This is a genomic window from Modicisalibacter sp. MOD 31.J, from assembly GCF_020147985.1.
Lineage (GTDB): Bacteria > Pseudomonadota > Gammaproteobacteria > Pseudomonadales > Halomonadaceae > Modicisalibacter > Modicisalibacter coralii.
The window spans coordinates 425,667-440,423 of the sequence record NZ_JAGXFF010000003.1 but is presented as its reverse complement, the minus strand read 5'-3'; the positions used below and the strand labels follow the sequence as shown (position 1 = coordinate 440,423).

The 14,757-nt window shown below is 67.3% G+C and carries 12 protein-coding genes; 4 read left to right on the top strand and 8 right to left on the bottom strand.

Translation table 11 applies throughout. The annotated features are described in order from the left end of the window. The first annotated feature begins 178 nt into the window (after positions 1 to 178). A complete protein-coding gene (gene chrA / locus KGR00_RS12645; RefSeq protein ID WP_224418405.1) occupies positions 179 to 1,375 on the top strand; it encodes a chromate efflux transporter in 1,197 nt (398 codons plus the stop codon). 70 nt (positions 1,376 to 1,445) lie between these two features. Here the strand turns inward: chrA and KGR00_RS12640 are convergent, their stop codons facing one another. Continuing rightward, positions 1,446 to 2,333 (bottom strand): GNAT family N-acetyltransferase, encoded by an 888-nt coding sequence (locus KGR00_RS12640; protein ID WP_224418406.1) that lies wholly within the window; start codon positions 2,331 to 2,333, stop codon positions 1,446 to 1,448. 318 nt (positions 2,334 to 2,651) lie between these two features. Here KGR00_RS12640 and KGR00_RS12635 point away from each other — a divergent pair, with 318 nt between their 5' ends. After that, positions 2,652 to 3,578: a glyoxylate/hydroxypyruvate reductase A gene (locus KGR00_RS12635; RefSeq protein WP_224418407.1), complete on the top strand. Its 927-nt coding sequence runs from the start codon at positions 2,652 to 2,654 to the stop codon at positions 3,576 to 3,578. Positions 3,579 to 3,603: 25 nt separating this feature from the next. Here the strand turns inward: KGR00_RS12635 and KGR00_RS12630 are convergent, their stop codons facing one another. The 7 genes from KGR00_RS12630 to KGR00_RS12600 all read right to left on the bottom strand — a co-directional run bounded on the left by KGR00_RS12630 (position 3,604) and on the right by KGR00_RS12600 (position 12,426). Beyond that, positions 3,604 to 5,253 carry an ABC transporter ATP-binding protein gene (locus tag KGR00_RS12630; RefSeq protein ID WP_224418408.1) on the bottom strand — a complete coding sequence of 550 codons (1,650 nt, stop codon included), beginning with the start codon at positions 5,251 to 5,253 and terminating at the stop codon, positions 3,604 to 3,606. 3 nt (positions 5,254 to 5,256) lie between these two features. Beyond that, on the bottom strand, positions 5,257 to 6,165 hold the full coding sequence (locus KGR00_RS12625; RefSeq protein ID WP_224418409.1) for an ABC transporter permease: 909 nt from the start codon (positions 6,163 to 6,165) through the stop codon (positions 5,257 to 5,259). Then, the gene (locus tag KGR00_RS12620; RefSeq protein WP_224418410.1) at positions 6,162 to 7,118 is read right to left on the bottom strand and encodes an ABC transporter permease; all 957 of its coding nucleotides are present in this window, start codon (positions 7,116 to 7,118) and stop codon (positions 6,162 to 6,164) included. Before KGR00_RS12620 ends, KGR00_RS12625 begins: the two co-directional genes overlap by 4 nt. A 78-nt stretch (positions 7,119 to 7,196) precedes the next feature. Next, positions 7,197 to 8,831 (bottom strand): ABC transporter substrate-binding protein, encoded by a 1,635-nt coding sequence (locus KGR00_RS12615; protein ID WP_224418411.1) that lies wholly within the window; start codon positions 8,829 to 8,831, stop codon positions 7,197 to 7,199. 86 nt (positions 8,832 to 8,917) lie between these two features. Then, entirely contained in the window at positions 8,918 to 10,192 is a 1,275-nt protein-coding gene (locus KGR00_RS12610) for an FAD-binding oxidoreductase (RefSeq protein ID WP_224418412.1), read from the bottom strand. A gap of 48 nt (positions 10,193 to 10,240) precedes the next feature. Continuing rightward, entirely contained in the window at positions 10,241 to 10,915 is a 675-nt protein-coding gene (locus tag KGR00_RS12605; protein WP_035472881.1) for a haloacid dehalogenase type II, read from the bottom strand. Between the two features lie 179 nt (positions 10,916 to 11,094). Further along, positions 11,095 to 12,426, bottom strand: a complete 1,332-nt coding sequence (locus KGR00_RS12600) for an FAD-binding oxidoreductase (RefSeq protein WP_224418413.1) — start codon at positions 12,424 to 12,426, stop codon at positions 11,095 to 11,097. Between the two features lie 317 nt (positions 12,427 to 12,743). Here KGR00_RS12600 and KGR00_RS12595 point away from each other — a divergent pair, with 317 nt between their 5' ends. Together KGR00_RS12595 and KGR00_RS12590 are read left to right on the top strand one after the other, a co-directional pair. Next, the gene (locus KGR00_RS12595; protein ID WP_224418414.1) at positions 12,744 to 13,601 is read left to right on the top strand and encodes a GNAT family N-acetyltransferase; all 858 of its coding nucleotides are present in this window, start codon (positions 12,744 to 12,746) and stop codon (positions 13,599 to 13,601) included. A gap of 291 nt (positions 13,602 to 13,892) precedes the next feature. Continuing rightward, positions 13,893 to 14,729 (top strand): GNAT family N-acetyltransferase, encoded by an 837-nt coding sequence (locus tag KGR00_RS12590; protein WP_224418415.1) that lies wholly within the window; start codon positions 13,893 to 13,895, stop codon positions 14,727 to 14,729. The last annotated feature ends 28 nt before the right edge of the window (positions 14,730 to 14,757 follow it).

Genomic DNA, 14,757 nt, shown 5'->3' with positions numbered 1-14,757 from the left:
CGTTGTTATTGATGCGTCTCGGCATCCATTACAGGCAATATCACATGAATTTTCAAGTATTGCAAAGAGCGCGCACATGTTCGCACTGCGGCCACCATGGCTTCATGCCACACTGTCACACGGTCGTCACCGCCGCACCGCATCGTCGACGGTTTGGACAGAAGCGGGAGCAGTGCCCATGCCGGAGCAGCGTACCGCCGGGTCGCCCGGCGAGGTCTTCAAGGCCTTCCTGATGCTCGGCCTGACGTCGTTCGGCGGCCCCATCGCCCATCTGGGCTACTTCCGCAGCGAGTTCGTCGAACGTCGCCGCTGGCTGACGGAACGCGATTATGCCGACCTGGTGGCGCTCTGCCAGTTCCTGCCCGGGCCGGCCAGCAGCCAGGTCGGTTTCGCGCTGGGGCTGATGCGCGCCGGGTGCCGGGGGGCGGCCGCCGCCTGGCTGGCCTTCACCCTGCCCTCCGCCGTGCTGATGACGCTCTTCGCCCTGGGCGCGGCACGCCTCGACGCGCCGCTCGGCGAGGGCCTCCTCGAGGGTCTGAAACTCGCCGCGGTGGCCGTCGTGGCACACGCCGTGCTGGGCATGGCCCGGACCCTATGCCCGGATCGACGGCGCAGCGCCATCGCGCTGGCCGCCGTCGCCATGGTCACGCTGGTCGGCGGACCGCTCGGCCAGCTCGCCGCCATCCTGGCCGGCGCGCTCGGCGGCATGCTGCTCTGCCGCACGTCGAGTGCGTCGGCCCCGCCGATCGCCATCATGCCGCTGTCACGACGCGCGGGACACGCCGCCCTGGCATTCGCCCTGGCGCTGTTCGTCGGCCTTCCGCTGCTGGTCTGGCTGGAGCCGGCGCCCTGGACACGGATGCTGGATGCCTTCTACCGGGCCGGGGCGCTGGTCTTCGGTGGGGGGCACGTGGTGCTGCCGCTGCTGGAAAGCGAAGTGGTGCAGCCCGGCTGGGTTCCCCAGGAGGCGTTCCTGGCCGGTTATGGGGCCGCACAGGCGGTCCCCGGCCCGCTGTTCACCTTTGCCGCCTACCTGGGGGCGGTGATCGCCCCGCTGGACAATCCTTTGCTGGGGGCTGGCGTGGCGCTGGGCATGATCTTCTTGCCCGGGCTGTTGCTGCTGCTGGCCGCCCTGCCCCACTGGAATCGCCTGCGTCGGCTGAGCGGCATGCAGGGGTCGATCCGAGGGGCCAACGCCGCCGTGGTGGGCATCCTCGGCGCGGTGCTCTATCAGCCCTTGTGGACCGGCACGGTCCAGGGCTCGGCCGAGTTCCTGCTGGTGCTGACGGGCTTCGTGCTGCTCGGCGTCTGGAAGGCGCCGGCCTGGCTGGTGGTGCTCATCCTCGCCGCCGGCGGCGCGCTGCTTCCTGCCTGACGGCGGCCTTGCCCGCGATGCGGCCGCCCGGGCATACGAGTCACGAGCGCAGCGGCCCGATATCGTCCCCTCAACCGAGGGTATGCGCAGCCAGGCCGAACGTTTGCACGTGCCCGTCGCCGCCTCGTTGCTTGCCCAACCGCATCTGGGTGACGGTGTCGTACTCGTGGAGCCCCGCGGCGGTCAGAAAATCGACGAAGACCCGGCTGTCGCAGGACGTGTCGATGCGCAGGAACCGCCCCGGATGACGCCGGATCAGTGGCGCAATCAGCGCCATCGCCATCGCCTCGTCTTCCGCCACCACCGGCCCGATCACTCGCCCCCGGCCGAAGTCGCGGATCAGGGCGAACCCCGCGGGCGTCCCGTCGCGCACGGCCACCGTGCCCTCGCTGACCGTGAAGAGCGCCTCCAGCACGTCGCGGCGTTCGGCGCCGAAGGCCACGCGGTCGAGCGCTCGCAGCGCCGGCGCATCGTCATCCTGCAGGGCCCGCACGGGATACGCCGTGGGTGTCTCGGGCACCCCTTCCGCACGCACCGGCCCCTGGCGCTGGTGGACCGTGACCACCGGCACGAAACCGACACTCGCATAGAGCCGATAGGCCTGGCGGGTCGCATTCAGGCGCAGATCACGACCGGCACAGTCGGCCAGGATCCGATCCAGCAACCAACGCCCAGCGCCGCGCGTCTGCAGTCGTGGGGCGGTCATCATCATGCCGATCATGGCGAAGTCCGTGCCCATCTCGAAATACATGCCGGACGCCAGGACGCGCTCGATCTCGTCCAGGGCGAGATAGCCCTGCCCCAGCGACATCAGCAGCCTCAGGTCTCGCGCCCGATGGGGCCAGAAGACACTGACGGCAAGCTGATGGAGATGGTGAAGGTCACCACTTTCCAGCGGCCGGGCCTCGGCCAAGTAGGCGTCCACCCGCTGCGACGTAGCGTTTTGGCTAGAGTCCATGCCACCTCCTGGAGATACTCGTCCCCCGGGAGCCATGCCCGGGATGCATTCGGATCCGCTGCACGGGATCGCGTCGTGGCCAACCCCCGCACCGAAAGAGTCCGGCGGCGGCCTAACCCGGCGACCGCCCGTGTCGACACCGGCTGTCGCGCCGGCGAGCGAGTTCGTCGTCATTACCCGGCTGCAGCGGACCGCGACAGCGGAATCTGCGCTACACCCCGAAAATTCGGCAGATCTGCCTCCCCCGACCAGGCACATCGACAGTCACTGCCTCGTCATTACCGTAGCCTGATACCTTTCCCCGCCCAGGAGACGTCCATGGCACTGCTCTACAAGGCCGACCCCCAGCGTGGACAGCGCTGGCAGGCACTCTTCGCGCAGCACGCCCCCGACATCGAGTTCCGTCAGTGGCCCGACATCGGCGACCCCGCCGAGATCCGCTACCTGCTGGCCTGGCAGCCCCCCGACGAGATCGCCACCCGACTGCCGGCGCTGGAAGTGCTGTTTGCCACCTCCGCCGGTGTCGACCAGTTCGACCTCGACCGGCTGCCGGCAACGCTCCCGGTGGTGCGGATGCTCGATCCGGCCATCGAACGCGGCATGATCGAGTACGCCACCTTCGCCACATTGTGGCTGCACCGCCGGATGTACGCCTATGTACACCAGCAACGGGCCCGCCAGTGGCAAGCCCACCCCTTGATCGATACGCCAAGCCGGCGGATCGGCGTGCTGGGCCTGGGCCGGCTGGGCCAGGCCATCGCCACGCACCTGAGCGGTTACGGCTTTACGGTCGGCGGCTGGTCGCGACAGCCCAAACAGCTGCCGGGAATCGACTGCCATGCCGGACCCGAGGGCCTTCGGCGTTTCCTGACATCCAGCGACATCCTGATCTGCGTGCTGCCATTGACCGATGCCACCCGGGGCATACTGAACGGCGAGTTGTTCGCCCAATTGCCCGCCGGCGCCGCCGTGGTCAACATCGGCCGCGGCGAACACCTGGCCGAAGACGATCTCCTCGCGGCGCTGACCTCGGGCCAGCTGTCGGCGGCGGTGATGGATGTGCTGCGCCAGGAACCACCGCCTGATGACCACCCGTTCTGGCATCACGAGCGCATCCTGCTGACACCTCACGTGGCGGCCATGACACAGCCGGAAAGCGCCTTCCCCGTGCTGCTGGACAACATTCGTCGCCATCAGCACAACGAGCCGATGATCGGCCGCATCGATCGCCAGCGCGGCTATTGAGTCGCCGCGACCGCCCCGGCGGCGCTCAGGCCGGGGCCTGCGCCATCGAGACCGCCCGGCTCTCGAGCCAGCCGGGGCGCAGCTCCGGTACCGAGCCGATCAACTGCCGCGTGTACTCGTGGCGCGGGTTGCCCAGCACCTCGTCACAGGCGCCGAACTCCACGCACCGGCCATGATAGAGCACCATGACCTCGTCGCAGAGTGCGCGCACCGTCGAGATGTCATGACTGATGAACAGATAGGCGACGCCCAACTCGCGGCGCAGCTCCGCCAGCAGCTCGAGAATCGCCGCGCCGACCACCGTGTCCAGCGCCGAGGTCACCTCGTCGCAGAGGATGAGGTCCGGCTCGGCTGCCAGGGCCCTGGCGAGATTGACACGCTGCTTCTGCCCTCCCGACAGCTCGCCGGGCTTGCGGTCGAGCAGGTCGACGGGCAGCTTGACCAACGCCATGAGTTCTTCGACCCGTCGGCGGCGGGCGTCACGGTCCAGGCGGAAATAGGTCTCCAGCGGCCGGCTGAGCAGCCGGCGCACCGAATGCGCCGGGTTGAGCGCGTTGTCGGCGCTCTGGAACGCCATCTGGATGCGCCGGAACTGATCCGGCGTGCGACCGCGTAACGTGGGCGGCAACGGCGCACCAGCGAAACGCACGTGCCCGTGACACGGTGCCGTCAGACCGGCGATCGCGCGGGCCAGGGTCGACTTGCCGGACCCCGATTCGCCGATGACGCCGATGGAACGACCCTTCGCCAGGCTGAGATCGATCTCCCGCAGGACGATATTCGCGGGCTCGCCATCGCGATTCACAGGGCCATAGCCGACGCCCAGATTCTCGACCTCCAGCAGCGCTTGCCCCGTCTCGGTCGTCGGCGTCACGCCGGGGAGCGAGCGGGGTCGCGTCGCCGCCAGCAGGCTCCGGGTATAGGCGTGCTGAGGTCGTTCGAGCACCTCTCCGATTCGCCCCTGCTCCTGCTCGCGCCCCTGGTTGAGCACCAGCACCTGGTCGGCCATCTGCGCGACCACGGCCAGGTCGTGGGAGACATAGATCGCCGTCGTGCCTCGCTCACGCATGACACGCTTGAAGGCGCGCAGGACATCGACCTGCGTCGTCACGTCGAGTGCCGTGGTCGGCTCATCGAGGATCACCAGGGCCGGGTCGGTGAGCAGTGCCATCGCCGCCATCACCCGCTGCAACTGCCCGCCCGAGACCTGATGGGGATAGCGCTCGCCGATATGCTCGGGATCGGGCAGTGCCAGGTCGCGGAACAGGCCGATGGCCTTGTCCCGGGCGGCCTGGCGATCCATCACCTTGTGCAGCAGCGCCGCCTCGATCACCTGGTCCATCAGCGAACGCGAGGGATTGAACGCCGCCGCCGCACTCTGCGCGATGTAGGCGACCCGGTGGCCGCGCAGCTCCCGCGTCTCCACGGCGGAGAGCGACAGCACCTCGGTCTGCCCCAGCCGCACGCTGCCACCGGCAATCCGGCATCCGCGCCGGGCATACCCCAGCATGGCCAGGGCGATGGTGGTCTTGCCCGACCCCGATTCTCCAATCAACGCCAGCACTTCGCCGGGGTCGAGCGAGAAGCCGATACGGCTGACGATACGACGTTCTTCCCCGCCGTCGGGGGTCGCGACGATCTCGAGATCGCGCACGGTGAGCGATTCGCCCTGCATGGGTCACTCCTTGTGAGTCGCGCGGCTGGTGGAAAGGCTGTCGATGAGCAGGTTGGCGCCGATGGTCAGCGTGCCGATGGCCAGGGCCGGGGCGATGACCGCGAGCGCCCCCTGGCTCAGCCCGCCGATGTTCTCGCGCACCAGCGAGCCCAGATCCGCCGCTGGCGGCTGGACACCCAGGCCGAGGAAACTCATGCCGCTGAGCAGCAACACGATGAAGACGAAGCGCATCCCCATATCGGTCAACACCGACTGGATCATGTTGGGGAATATCTCGCGGGTGGCGATGTAGAGGCGCCCCTCACCGCGGGTATGGGCGACCTGGACGTACTCCATCGTCGACAGGTTGGCGGCCAGGCTGTGGGCGATGCGGAAGGCCCCGGGGGCATAACTCAGTACCGTGGCCGTGATCAGCAACGGGATCGAGGCACCGAAGGCCGACACCATCACCAGCGCCATCATCTTGCTGGGTATCGAGATCAGGGTATCGAACACCCGCCGCACGGCCTCTTCCAGCCACCTCGGCAAGAGTACCGCCAACATGCCGAATCCGGCCCCGACCAGACTCGAGAGCAGGGCGGCGACCAGCGCCAGGCCGACCGTGTAGCGGGCGCCGGTCAGGATCCGGCTGAGCATGTCGCGACCCATGTAATCGGTGCCCAGCGGATAGGCGGCGCTGGCGCCACCGAAGATCTGGTCGGAGACGAAGGCGCCCATCGGGTGCGGCGCCAGCAGCGGGCCGAACAGCGCCACCAGGATCCAGAAGCCGAACAGGCCGAGCCCGATCCAGCGGGTCAGCTGCAGCCGGCGTCGGTTGCGACGCAGCGGTGCGGCAACGGGAAGGTGGCTACCGTGGCGCAGCCGCCGCGGGGTATTGGCCTTGGGATGCGTCAGCGTCTTGATCGTGTTCATCGGTTACGCAGCCTCGGGTTGGAGAGGATCGCACAGACATCGGCCACCATGACGAGCACCAGATAGGTCCCGCAGAACAGCATGGCGCAGGCCTGTACCAGCGCGAGGTCGCGGTTGGACACCGCATCCACCATCAGGCTGGCGATGCCCGGATAGTTGAAGATCGTCTCGACGATGATCACGCCCCCGAGCAGGTAGGAGAGGCTCAGCGCCACGGCATTGGCGATCGGCCCGACCGCGTTGGGCAGCGCGTGACGCATGACCCGGCGTATCGGTGGCACGCCCTTGAGCTGGGCCATCTCGACGTAGGGGCTATCGAGCTGATCGATCAACGCGGCACGGGTCATGCGTGCCATCTGCGCGATCAGCACACAGCACAGGGTCAGCACCGGCATGGCGTAGATCTTCATGGCATCGCCCAGCGACTCCACCGTGGAGACGTAGGAAAGCGCGGGCAGCCAGCCGAGCTTGACCGCGAAGATCAGCACCGCGAGCGTGGCCACCAGGAACTCCGGCACCGCAACCATCGACAGCGTCACCAGGTTGAGCAGACGGTCGACGAGGCCACCCCGGCACATCGCCGCCACCACGCCCATGGTGATGGCAATGGGCACCGAGACGACGGTGGTGATGCCGGCGAGGATGAGGGAGTTGGGCAGGCGGTCGTTGATCAACTGCGCGACCGCCATGCCGTTGCTCGCCGACTGCCCCAGATCGCCGGTGACGAAGCCGGACAGCCAGTGCCAGTAACGCACCACGGCCGGCTGGTTGAGGCCCAGTTGCTCGCGCAGGGCGGCAACCTGCTCGGGTGTGGCGAACTGGCCCAGAATCTGCTGGGCGGTATCACCGGGCAGCAGCGAGGTGATGGCGAAGATCACCAGCGAGACCATCAGCAGCGTCAGCAGGCTGGCGCCCAGCCGTCTGGCCACGAGGCCCAATAGCGTATTGCGCATAGGTCGTCTCCGACTCGAGCGCCCCGATCGACGCCGCAGGACGACTATCGGGGCCGGCGTTGACAGTAGCAATGGGGCTTACCCCTTCCACCAGACGTATTCGGCGAACATGTAGCCCATGAAGGAGCCCAGTGGCACGGTTCGATCCATGCCGCCGATGCGCGTGTCGTAACCTTCGAGATCGCTGAGAAAGACCGGAATGCCGATGCCGCCGTCCTCGTGAATGATCGTCTGCATGTCGGCGTACATCTGCTTGCGCTTCGCCTCGTCGGGTTCCCCCCGCGCCGCGATGACCAATTGATCGAAATGCTCATTCTTCCAGCCCGACTCGTTCCAGGCGGCGCTCGACAGGAAGAACTGGGAGAGCAGGATGTTCGCCGTCGGGCGTGGATTGATGTTGCCGAAGCCCAGCGGGTGCTTCATCCAGTGATTCGACCAGTAGCCATCCGCCGGCACCCGGTTGATGTTGAGCTTGAGTCCGGCGGCGGCGGCTGACTGCTGCAGCAGAACCGCCATGTCCTCGGAGTAGTTGGCGGCGGGCGAGGCGACGAGCGGCACGGTGGCACCGGCCACGCCGGCCTTCTTGAGCAGCGCCGCGGCGCGTTCGGGATCGTATTCGCGCTGGGGCAGACCCGCGAAATAGTAGGGCGTACCCGGGGCGATGGGTTGGTCGTTGGCGATCTCGCCATAGCCGCGCAGCGCCACACGCTTGATCTGTTCGCGATCGAAGAGGCACTTGATCGCCTCGCGAAACGCCGGGCGACTCGTCGGCTGCTGATCGAAGCGCATCACCAGGTCGGTATAGTTACCGGAGTTGGTCGCCTTGAGCACCCCGCTATCGCTCTGCTTGATGCGCGCCGCGGAATTGCCGCTCAAGTTGTTGATCATCTGCACGTCACCGGACAGCAGCGCGTTGACGCGGGAGGGCTCGTCGCCGATACCGACCATCTCGATGGCATCCAGATACGGATACCCTTCGCGCCAGTAGTTCTCGTTGCGCACGCCCACCGACCTCACGCCAGGGGAGAACTCCTGGCACTTGTAGGCGCCGGTACCGTTGCCCTTGGAGAAGTCCTGGGTGCCATCGGCGACGATGACCAGGTGCGAGACGGCCAGAATCGATGGCAATTCGATGTTGGGCGAGGACAGGTTGAACTCGACACGGCGCTTGTCCAGCGCCCGGACGCTATCGATCTGCTGCACCATCGACAGCACCTTGGAGCCGACCGCCGGGTCCTTGTGGCGCATGATCGAGTAGACCACGTCCTCGGGGGTCAAGGGCTTGCCATCGTGGAAGGTCACGTCGGGGCGCAGCACGAAGACCCAGTGACTCCCGTTGTCGGTGGTCTTGAAGCTCTCGGCCAGGCAGGGTTGCGGGCGCAGGTCCGGGTCGAACTGGGTCAGCCCATTGTAGAACATGAATGCACGGCAGTAGTCGATCGCCGTCGAGCCCAGCGCCGGATCGAGCGAGTCCTTGGTCGAGGCGGAGTGCGCCGCGACGCGGATGCGCCCGCCACGCTTCGGTGCCCCGTCGCCATCTGCCGCAAACGCCCGCCCCACGCCGGGCAGCCCGCCGGCCCCCGCCGCCAGCAGGCCCGCCGCGCCCAGCATCTTCATGGCATCACGTCGTGACAGCCCTCGCTGCATGGCCCGGTAGACCTGCAGACTTTGTTCCGGGGAAACCAGCCGATTGGCGTCGTTGTCGCGCGTCATAAGCCTTCTCCTTCCTGCATTGAATTGTTGTTTGCATCCGGATACAGCGCTTCTTCACCCAAGCGTTGTCGTGTCGGGCAATGCCCTCAGTGCAGGCGATCCTGCAGCCGATACCAGCCGCCGACCAGCGGCAGAAACCAGGGCTTGCCGAAGTGGCCGGGGATCGCCGGCCAGTGCGTCTCCTGCCAGGGATAGGCGTCTCGCTGGCCCAGCATCGTCTCGGCCAGGCGCTGGCCCATGTGAACCGACATCTGCACGCCGTGGCCGCTGTAGCCCATGACGTAGTACATGCCGTCATGGCGACCGGCATGCGGCAAGCGATCCCGGCTCATGTCGACCAGCCCGCCCCAGCAGTAATCGATGCCGATATCCGCCAGCGATGGAAAGGTGTGCGCCAACCCCCGGCGCAGGATCTCACCGCTCTTGCGATCGGACTTGCCGCCCGACATCGCAAAACGGGCCCGACCACCGAACAGCAAGCGCCGATCCGGGGTCAGGCGGAAGTAGTGGCCGACGATACGGCTGGTGACGTAGGCACGGCGCTGCGGCAGCAACGCCGTGCACTGCGCCTCGCTCAGCGGCGCCGTGACCACGATGAAGCTGCCCACCGGCGCCAACCGCCGACGAAACCAGCCGAGCGGGCCCTGCTGGGAGGCGCCGGTCGCCAATAGCACGTCGTCCGCCTGAAGCGTGCCGCCCGGCGTGGTGAGCCGATAGCCTCCCGCCTGCCGCACGACGCCGGTCATCGGCGTGTGTTCGAACACATGCGCTCCGTGGGCCACGGCCGCCTCGGCCAGCCCCACCCCGAAACGTCCCATGTGCATCTGCCCGCCGTTCTTCTGCAGCAGGCCGCCGTGAAAGTGCGGCGAGTCGATCTCCTCACGAATCCGCTCGCGCGGAATCAATTCGACCTCGGGGTCGACGTCACGCGCGATCGCCTCGGCGCTGCGCGCGAGCTTGGCATAGTGTTCGGGCTTGGCGGCCAGCTTGAGCTTGCCGTGATGGCGATAGTCGCAATCGATCCGCTCCTCGGCGATCATCCGGCGCACGCTCGCCACCGCGTCGGCGTAGTGGCGGTAGTGGCTCATCGCCCGTTCGCGTCCGATCTGCGCGACCAGGCCGGCGTAGTCCTGGGCCACCCCGGTGTTGCACTGGCCGCCATTGCGGCCCGAAGCCTCTGCGACGACCCGGCCCGCCTCGAGCAGGGCCACACGGGCGCCGCCGCGGGCCAGCGTTCTCGCCGCCGAGAGGCCGGTGAAGCCACCGCCCACCACGACGACGTCGTAACGCGACTCGGGCGGTGTCTGCCGGGCCCCGTGGAAAACCGGGGCCGTGGCCAGCCAGTAGGAATCGAACTGCATGACAGCCTCCTCAGTCTCGACCGATCGGGTGCGAGGACGCCGCGGCGATCAGAGCCCGACCAGTGCCGGCAGGCCACGGATGTCGGCGATTTCGGTCGCACCATAGCCCTGACAGAAAGGCTCGTGGTTGCGCGCGACGAACGCCTTGTTCTCGATGCCCATCAGGGAGGCCGAGATCAGGTCGTAACGGAAGCTGGAGGAGACGTGCAGCAGCTCGTCGGGCCGGCAGCCGAGCGTGTCGATCATCGCCTCGAAGGCCGCCAGCCGCGGCTTGTACACCTTGAAGGTGTCGGCGGTGAAGACCTTGTGGAAAGGCACTTCCAGCTTCCTGACATTGGCCATGATCTGGCTGTCGTCGGCATTGGAGTAGATGACCAGCGGGATCTTGCCGGCGATTCTCGACAGCCCCTCGATCACGTCCGGATGCGGCCCCCAGGTCGGCACCGCCTCGTAGTAGCGCATCCCTTCGTTGTCGCGATATTCCACGCCCCAGCGCTGGCACGTCCGTTCGAGCGCGGTGCAGAGAACCTCGGCGTAGGGCTTCCACGGCCCCAGTACCTCATCGAAGCGATAGGCGGCAAAAGACTTCACGAATCCGGCCATGCGATCGGCCTCGGGAAGCCGGTCGGCGAAGATCTCGCGGGTCAGACTCGCCATCTGGAAGTTGGTCAAGGTGCCGTAGCAGTCGAAGGTGATGTACTTCGGGCGCATGATGTCACTCATGGTGTCGTCCTGTGTTGTGGTGCCGCAACGCGGTGAATCTTGTCGTGGACGTGGCCCCGCCGGGGCGCAGGACTTCATTACAGCACTCACCAACCAGCCAAGGACGCTGAAACGCCCCGCCCGACAGGCACAAATCGCGCTTTTCGGGTCCGCTGACAGCACATGCTGCCGCAGCGGGGTCACATCATCTCGGGCTGCCGCAGACGGCTGCCATCGAAGAAACGCGCAAGTCGAAAGGGGGCGGGATCCACCACCGGCGTGGCATCGGTGGCGATGTCGGCCGCCAGCCGCCCGGCGGCCGGCCCGATGCCGAAGCCGTGGCCGCTGCAGCCGGTCGCGACCGTGAAGCCCGGGATCGCCTCGACCGGCGAGATCACCGGCACCAGATCCGGTGTGGTATCGATCATGCCGGCCCAGGCACGCGCCAGATGTACCCCCTTGAGTGCCGGATATTCGGCGTGCAATGCAGCCAGGGTGGCCCGGGCCAGCGCCAGGTCCGGCATGGGGTCGAGAATACGCTGGCGTTCGAACGGCGAGATCTCATCGAAGGCCCAGCGTCCGGCCGCTTCCGGCCCGCTAAAGAAAGAGCGGCCCACTCTGATCTGCAGCTTCTTGGCCAGCTTGCTGCGGTAGGCGCTGTAAAATCGGGTGGCATGACGCAACCCCTGAGGGCTGAGCTCGACCCGGCCCAGGCCGGGCATGGCCAGTGTATAGCTGCCATCGAGGCGCCGTCGCAGTGCGATTTTCGGCGTGGTCAGGCAGCCGGGAGTCACTTCGGGCGCCGCCGTGGTTTGAATGGCGGTGCCCATGATGTTGGCCGCGGGCAGATCCACCCCGTGACGCCGACAGAAACGCGAGCTCCAGGCCCCGCCGGCGCAGATCACGCTCGAGGTACGTATCAACCCGTGCTCGGTCCAGACGCCGCTGACCCGGCCCGCGGAGAGCTCCAACCCGCGCACCGCACAGTGCTGGTGGACATGGGCCCCACGCTGCTGCGCGCCCTGAGCGATCGCCGGACACGCCATGGCCGGTTCGGCACGCCCATCGGCAGGCGACCAGACCCCGCCCAGCCAGCGTGACGTCGTCCCCGGCGCGCGTTCGTGCGCCTCCTCGGCGCTCAGCATGTGACAGACAAACCCCTGCTCGCGGGCTTGACGCCCCCAGGCTTCCCATTGCGCCAGGCTCTCCTGGCTGTCGGTGGTATAGACGATGCCGCTGCGGCGAAAGCCGACGTCTCGCCCGAGCTCCTGCGACAGGGCCTCCCAGCGGCTGAGACTGTGCATCGCCAACGGTAGCTCGGGGATGGCCCGATTCTGTTGCCGTACCCAGCCCCAGTTGCGACTCGACTGCTCGCCGCCGATCAGTCCCTTTTCCAGCAATGCCACCGAGATGCCCCGGCCGGCCAGCTCATAGGCGGCGCAAGTGCCCAGGATACCGCCCCCGATCACGACCACATCCACCTGCTCGGGAAACTCGGGGCTGTCAACAACGGGATCCACATTGACGAACATGATCGCGAGCCTCGCGTGTTCTAACGCCTCCGGCCAGGGCGGCGGGGTAAAGGGTCGGCCGGGGGCAATAACCGCCGTCATCGGTTTCCATCGTAGAGCCGAACGCCCGGCACAGCGTGCCGAGTCTTCCCCCTCCCGGCGCAGTTGATGCGCCGAACCACCCCTCTCTCGAAGGATTCTGCCGAATTCCCGCCTGCCGCCGGTCACGCATGGCGGGTGGCGACTCGCGCTGAGTACAGTAATCCGCCCAGGCGCCAGCGATAGCGGTCGTTGCCGGATCACCGCGCCTGCGCCATCGACTACCGGAGAACGTCGACATGCCACCTGACTCGACCGCGGCAATCCATCCGTCATCCCGCGATGCCACGCTCGGCTATCGCCGTTTCACTACCCGGGATCTCGAAGACGCCCTGAGACTGTCGCAGCGGCTCGGCTGGCCGCACCGGCGCGAAGACTGGGCACACATGCTCGAGGTCGGCCAGGGCATCGCCCTGCGCAGCGACAGCGGCCGGCTGGTAGGCACCGGCTTCTGCACCGACCACGCGACGATGGCGACGCTCGGTCTGATCATCGTCGACGATGCCTGGCAGGGGCGTGGCCTGGGGCGCGAGATCATGACGCATCTCATGACGCTTGCCGGAGAGCGACCGATCGCCCTGGTGGCCACAGCGGCAGGCGCACCGCTCTACCGCAAGCTGGGCTTCGAGCCGTGTAATCGGGTCTGTCAGTACCAGGGCATCGTCGAGCCGACACCGGCCCCGTCGATGCCGCATCTACGCCCGGTACGCCCCTCGGACAGTGCCGCCCTGCTGGCGCTGGTACCCGGCAATCCGGTCCATGCGCTGGCCGTGCGCGAGGCGACGCGCGGGATGGTTCTCGACGTGGAAGGGCGTATCGGCGGATGTGCGCTATGGCGGGATTTCGGCCGCGGCCAATATATCGGGCCGATCCTCGCCGAGTCGGCAACGGTGGCCCGTGCGCTCGTCCAGGCCCTGCTCACCGGCCAGGAAGGGCATTTCGTGAGGCTCGATCTGGTCGATCCGGAACCGGACGATGGCTGGCTGCAGTCAGCGGGTCTGCGCTGTGTCGAGCGCCTTGAGCGCATGCGGCTCGGCTCGCTACCGGACACCCCGGGTCTGACTCGCCTCGGACTGACGACCCAGACGATGGGCTGACGACCCAGCGATGAAATAGCCTCATGCCCCCGATCGATCGAAACATGTGCATCGCGACTCACCGCCCACCGAGCGCGATGCTCTGGTAGCCGATGCTCTGCTACCGAAAGGACCCGAATCTTCGCCCGGTAGAGAGGCAGTCGGGAAGCGGTAGAGAGGCGTCCCCAGCAGATACTGCGTTTTGTGGCGCCGGTCACACCCAGAATATTCTGTCAGGTGGCGCGCCTCGCAATCCTGTTCTTCGGGGCCGGGCGTAGTATGAACGCTACGCAAAGGCGAACGGGGCCCGTTATGCAAGACACCTTACTCGAACCGTCGATCGTGTCGTTCGAACGGCAACATATTCCCGGTGGCGTGGTGCTGTCGCGGGCCGAGGGCTGGCCGCATCGACCCGAGGACTGGGAGATGCTCCACACCCTCTCGGAGGGCATGGTGGCCCTGCAGGACGGCGACGTCGTCGCCACCGCTTTCTGCACCCCCTTCGGCGACAGGCTCGTCACCTTCAACATGATCATCGTCGCCGACAGCCATCGCGGCCGAGGACTCGGCGCCCGGTTGATGGAGGCGCTGATCGCGCTGGCCGGCCCACGCGCGATTCAACTGGTGGCCACCGCATCGGGCTACCCGCTCTATCGCAAGATGGGCTTCGTCGAGACCGGGCGTAACCTGCAGCATCAGGGAGTCGTCAGCCACATCCCGTCACCTTCGGGAATCGCCTCGGCCACCCCGGCGGACGCGGCTGCCATCAAGGCACTCGATGCGGCGAATACCGGGCTGGATCGCGCGGCCATGTGGGACGCCCTCCTCGCGGTCAGTTGCGTGAAAGTGATCCGTGCCGGCACGGCGCTGCGTGGCGTCGCGGCCTGCCGCGACTTCGGCCGTGGCAAGGTCGTGGGGCCGGTGATCGCGCCCAGCGCCGACGACGCCAAGCGTCTGATCTCGGCCCACCTTGCCGAGCATCCGCAGACCTTCGTGCGTCTCGACGTCCCGGCATCGAGCGGACTGGGTGAGTGGCTCGAGACATGCGGATTGGCCAATGTCGGCGGCGGCCACGCCATGCTGCGCGGTGACGCGCCGATCGCGGCCTCCGCCGGCGTCTACGCCCTGGCCTCCCAGGCGCTTGGCTGAACGCTGCCCGTGCCGCCTCCCCCCCGAC

Bases quoted from the DNA above. Each gene is read 5' to 3' on its own strand.
- KGR00_RS12590 (WP_224418415.1), top strand. From the start codon at position 13,893: ATGCAAGACACCTTACTCGAACCGTCGATCGTGTCGTTCGAACGGCAA.
- KGR00_RS12610 (WP_224418412.1), bottom strand. From the start codon at position 10,192: ATGCAGTTCGATTCCTACTGGCTGGCCACGGCCCCGGTTTTCCACGGG.
- KGR00_RS12595 (WP_224418414.1), top strand. From the start codon at position 12,744: ATGCCACCTGACTCGACCGCGGCAATCCATCCGTCATCCCGCGATGCC.
- KGR00_RS12640 (WP_224418406.1), bottom strand. From the start codon at position 2,333: ATGGACTCTAGCCAAAACGCTACGTCGCAGCGGGTGGACGCCTACTTG.
- KGR00_RS12630 (WP_224418408.1), bottom strand. From the start codon at position 5,253: ATGCAGGGCGAATCGCTCACCGTGCGCGATCTCGAGATCGTCGCGACC.
- KGR00_RS12635 (WP_224418407.1), top strand. From the start codon at position 2,652: ATGGCACTGCTCTACAAGGCCGACCCCCAGCGTGGACAGCGCTGGCAG.
- KGR00_RS12620 (WP_224418410.1), bottom strand. From the start codon at position 7,118: ATGCGCAATACGCTATTGGGCCTCGTGGCCAGACGGCTGGGCGCCAGC.
- KGR00_RS12600 (WP_224418413.1), bottom strand. From the start codon at position 12,426: ATGTTCGTCAATGTGGATCCCGTTGTTGACAGCCCCGAGTTTCCCGAG.
- KGR00_RS12625 (WP_224418409.1), bottom strand. From the start codon at position 6,165: ATGAACACGATCAAGACGCTGACGCATCCCAAGGCCAATACCCCGCGG.
- KGR00_RS12615 (WP_224418411.1), bottom strand. From the start codon at position 8,831: ATGACGCGCGACAACGACGCCAATCGGCTGGTTTCCCCGGAACAAAGT.
- KGR00_RS12605 (WP_035472881.1), bottom strand. From the start codon at position 10,915: ATGAGTGACATCATGCGCCCGAAGTACATCACCTTCGACTGCTACGGC.
- chrA (WP_224418405.1), top strand. From the start codon at position 179: ATGCCGGAGCAGCGTACCGCCGGGTCGCCCGGCGAGGTCTTCAAGGCC.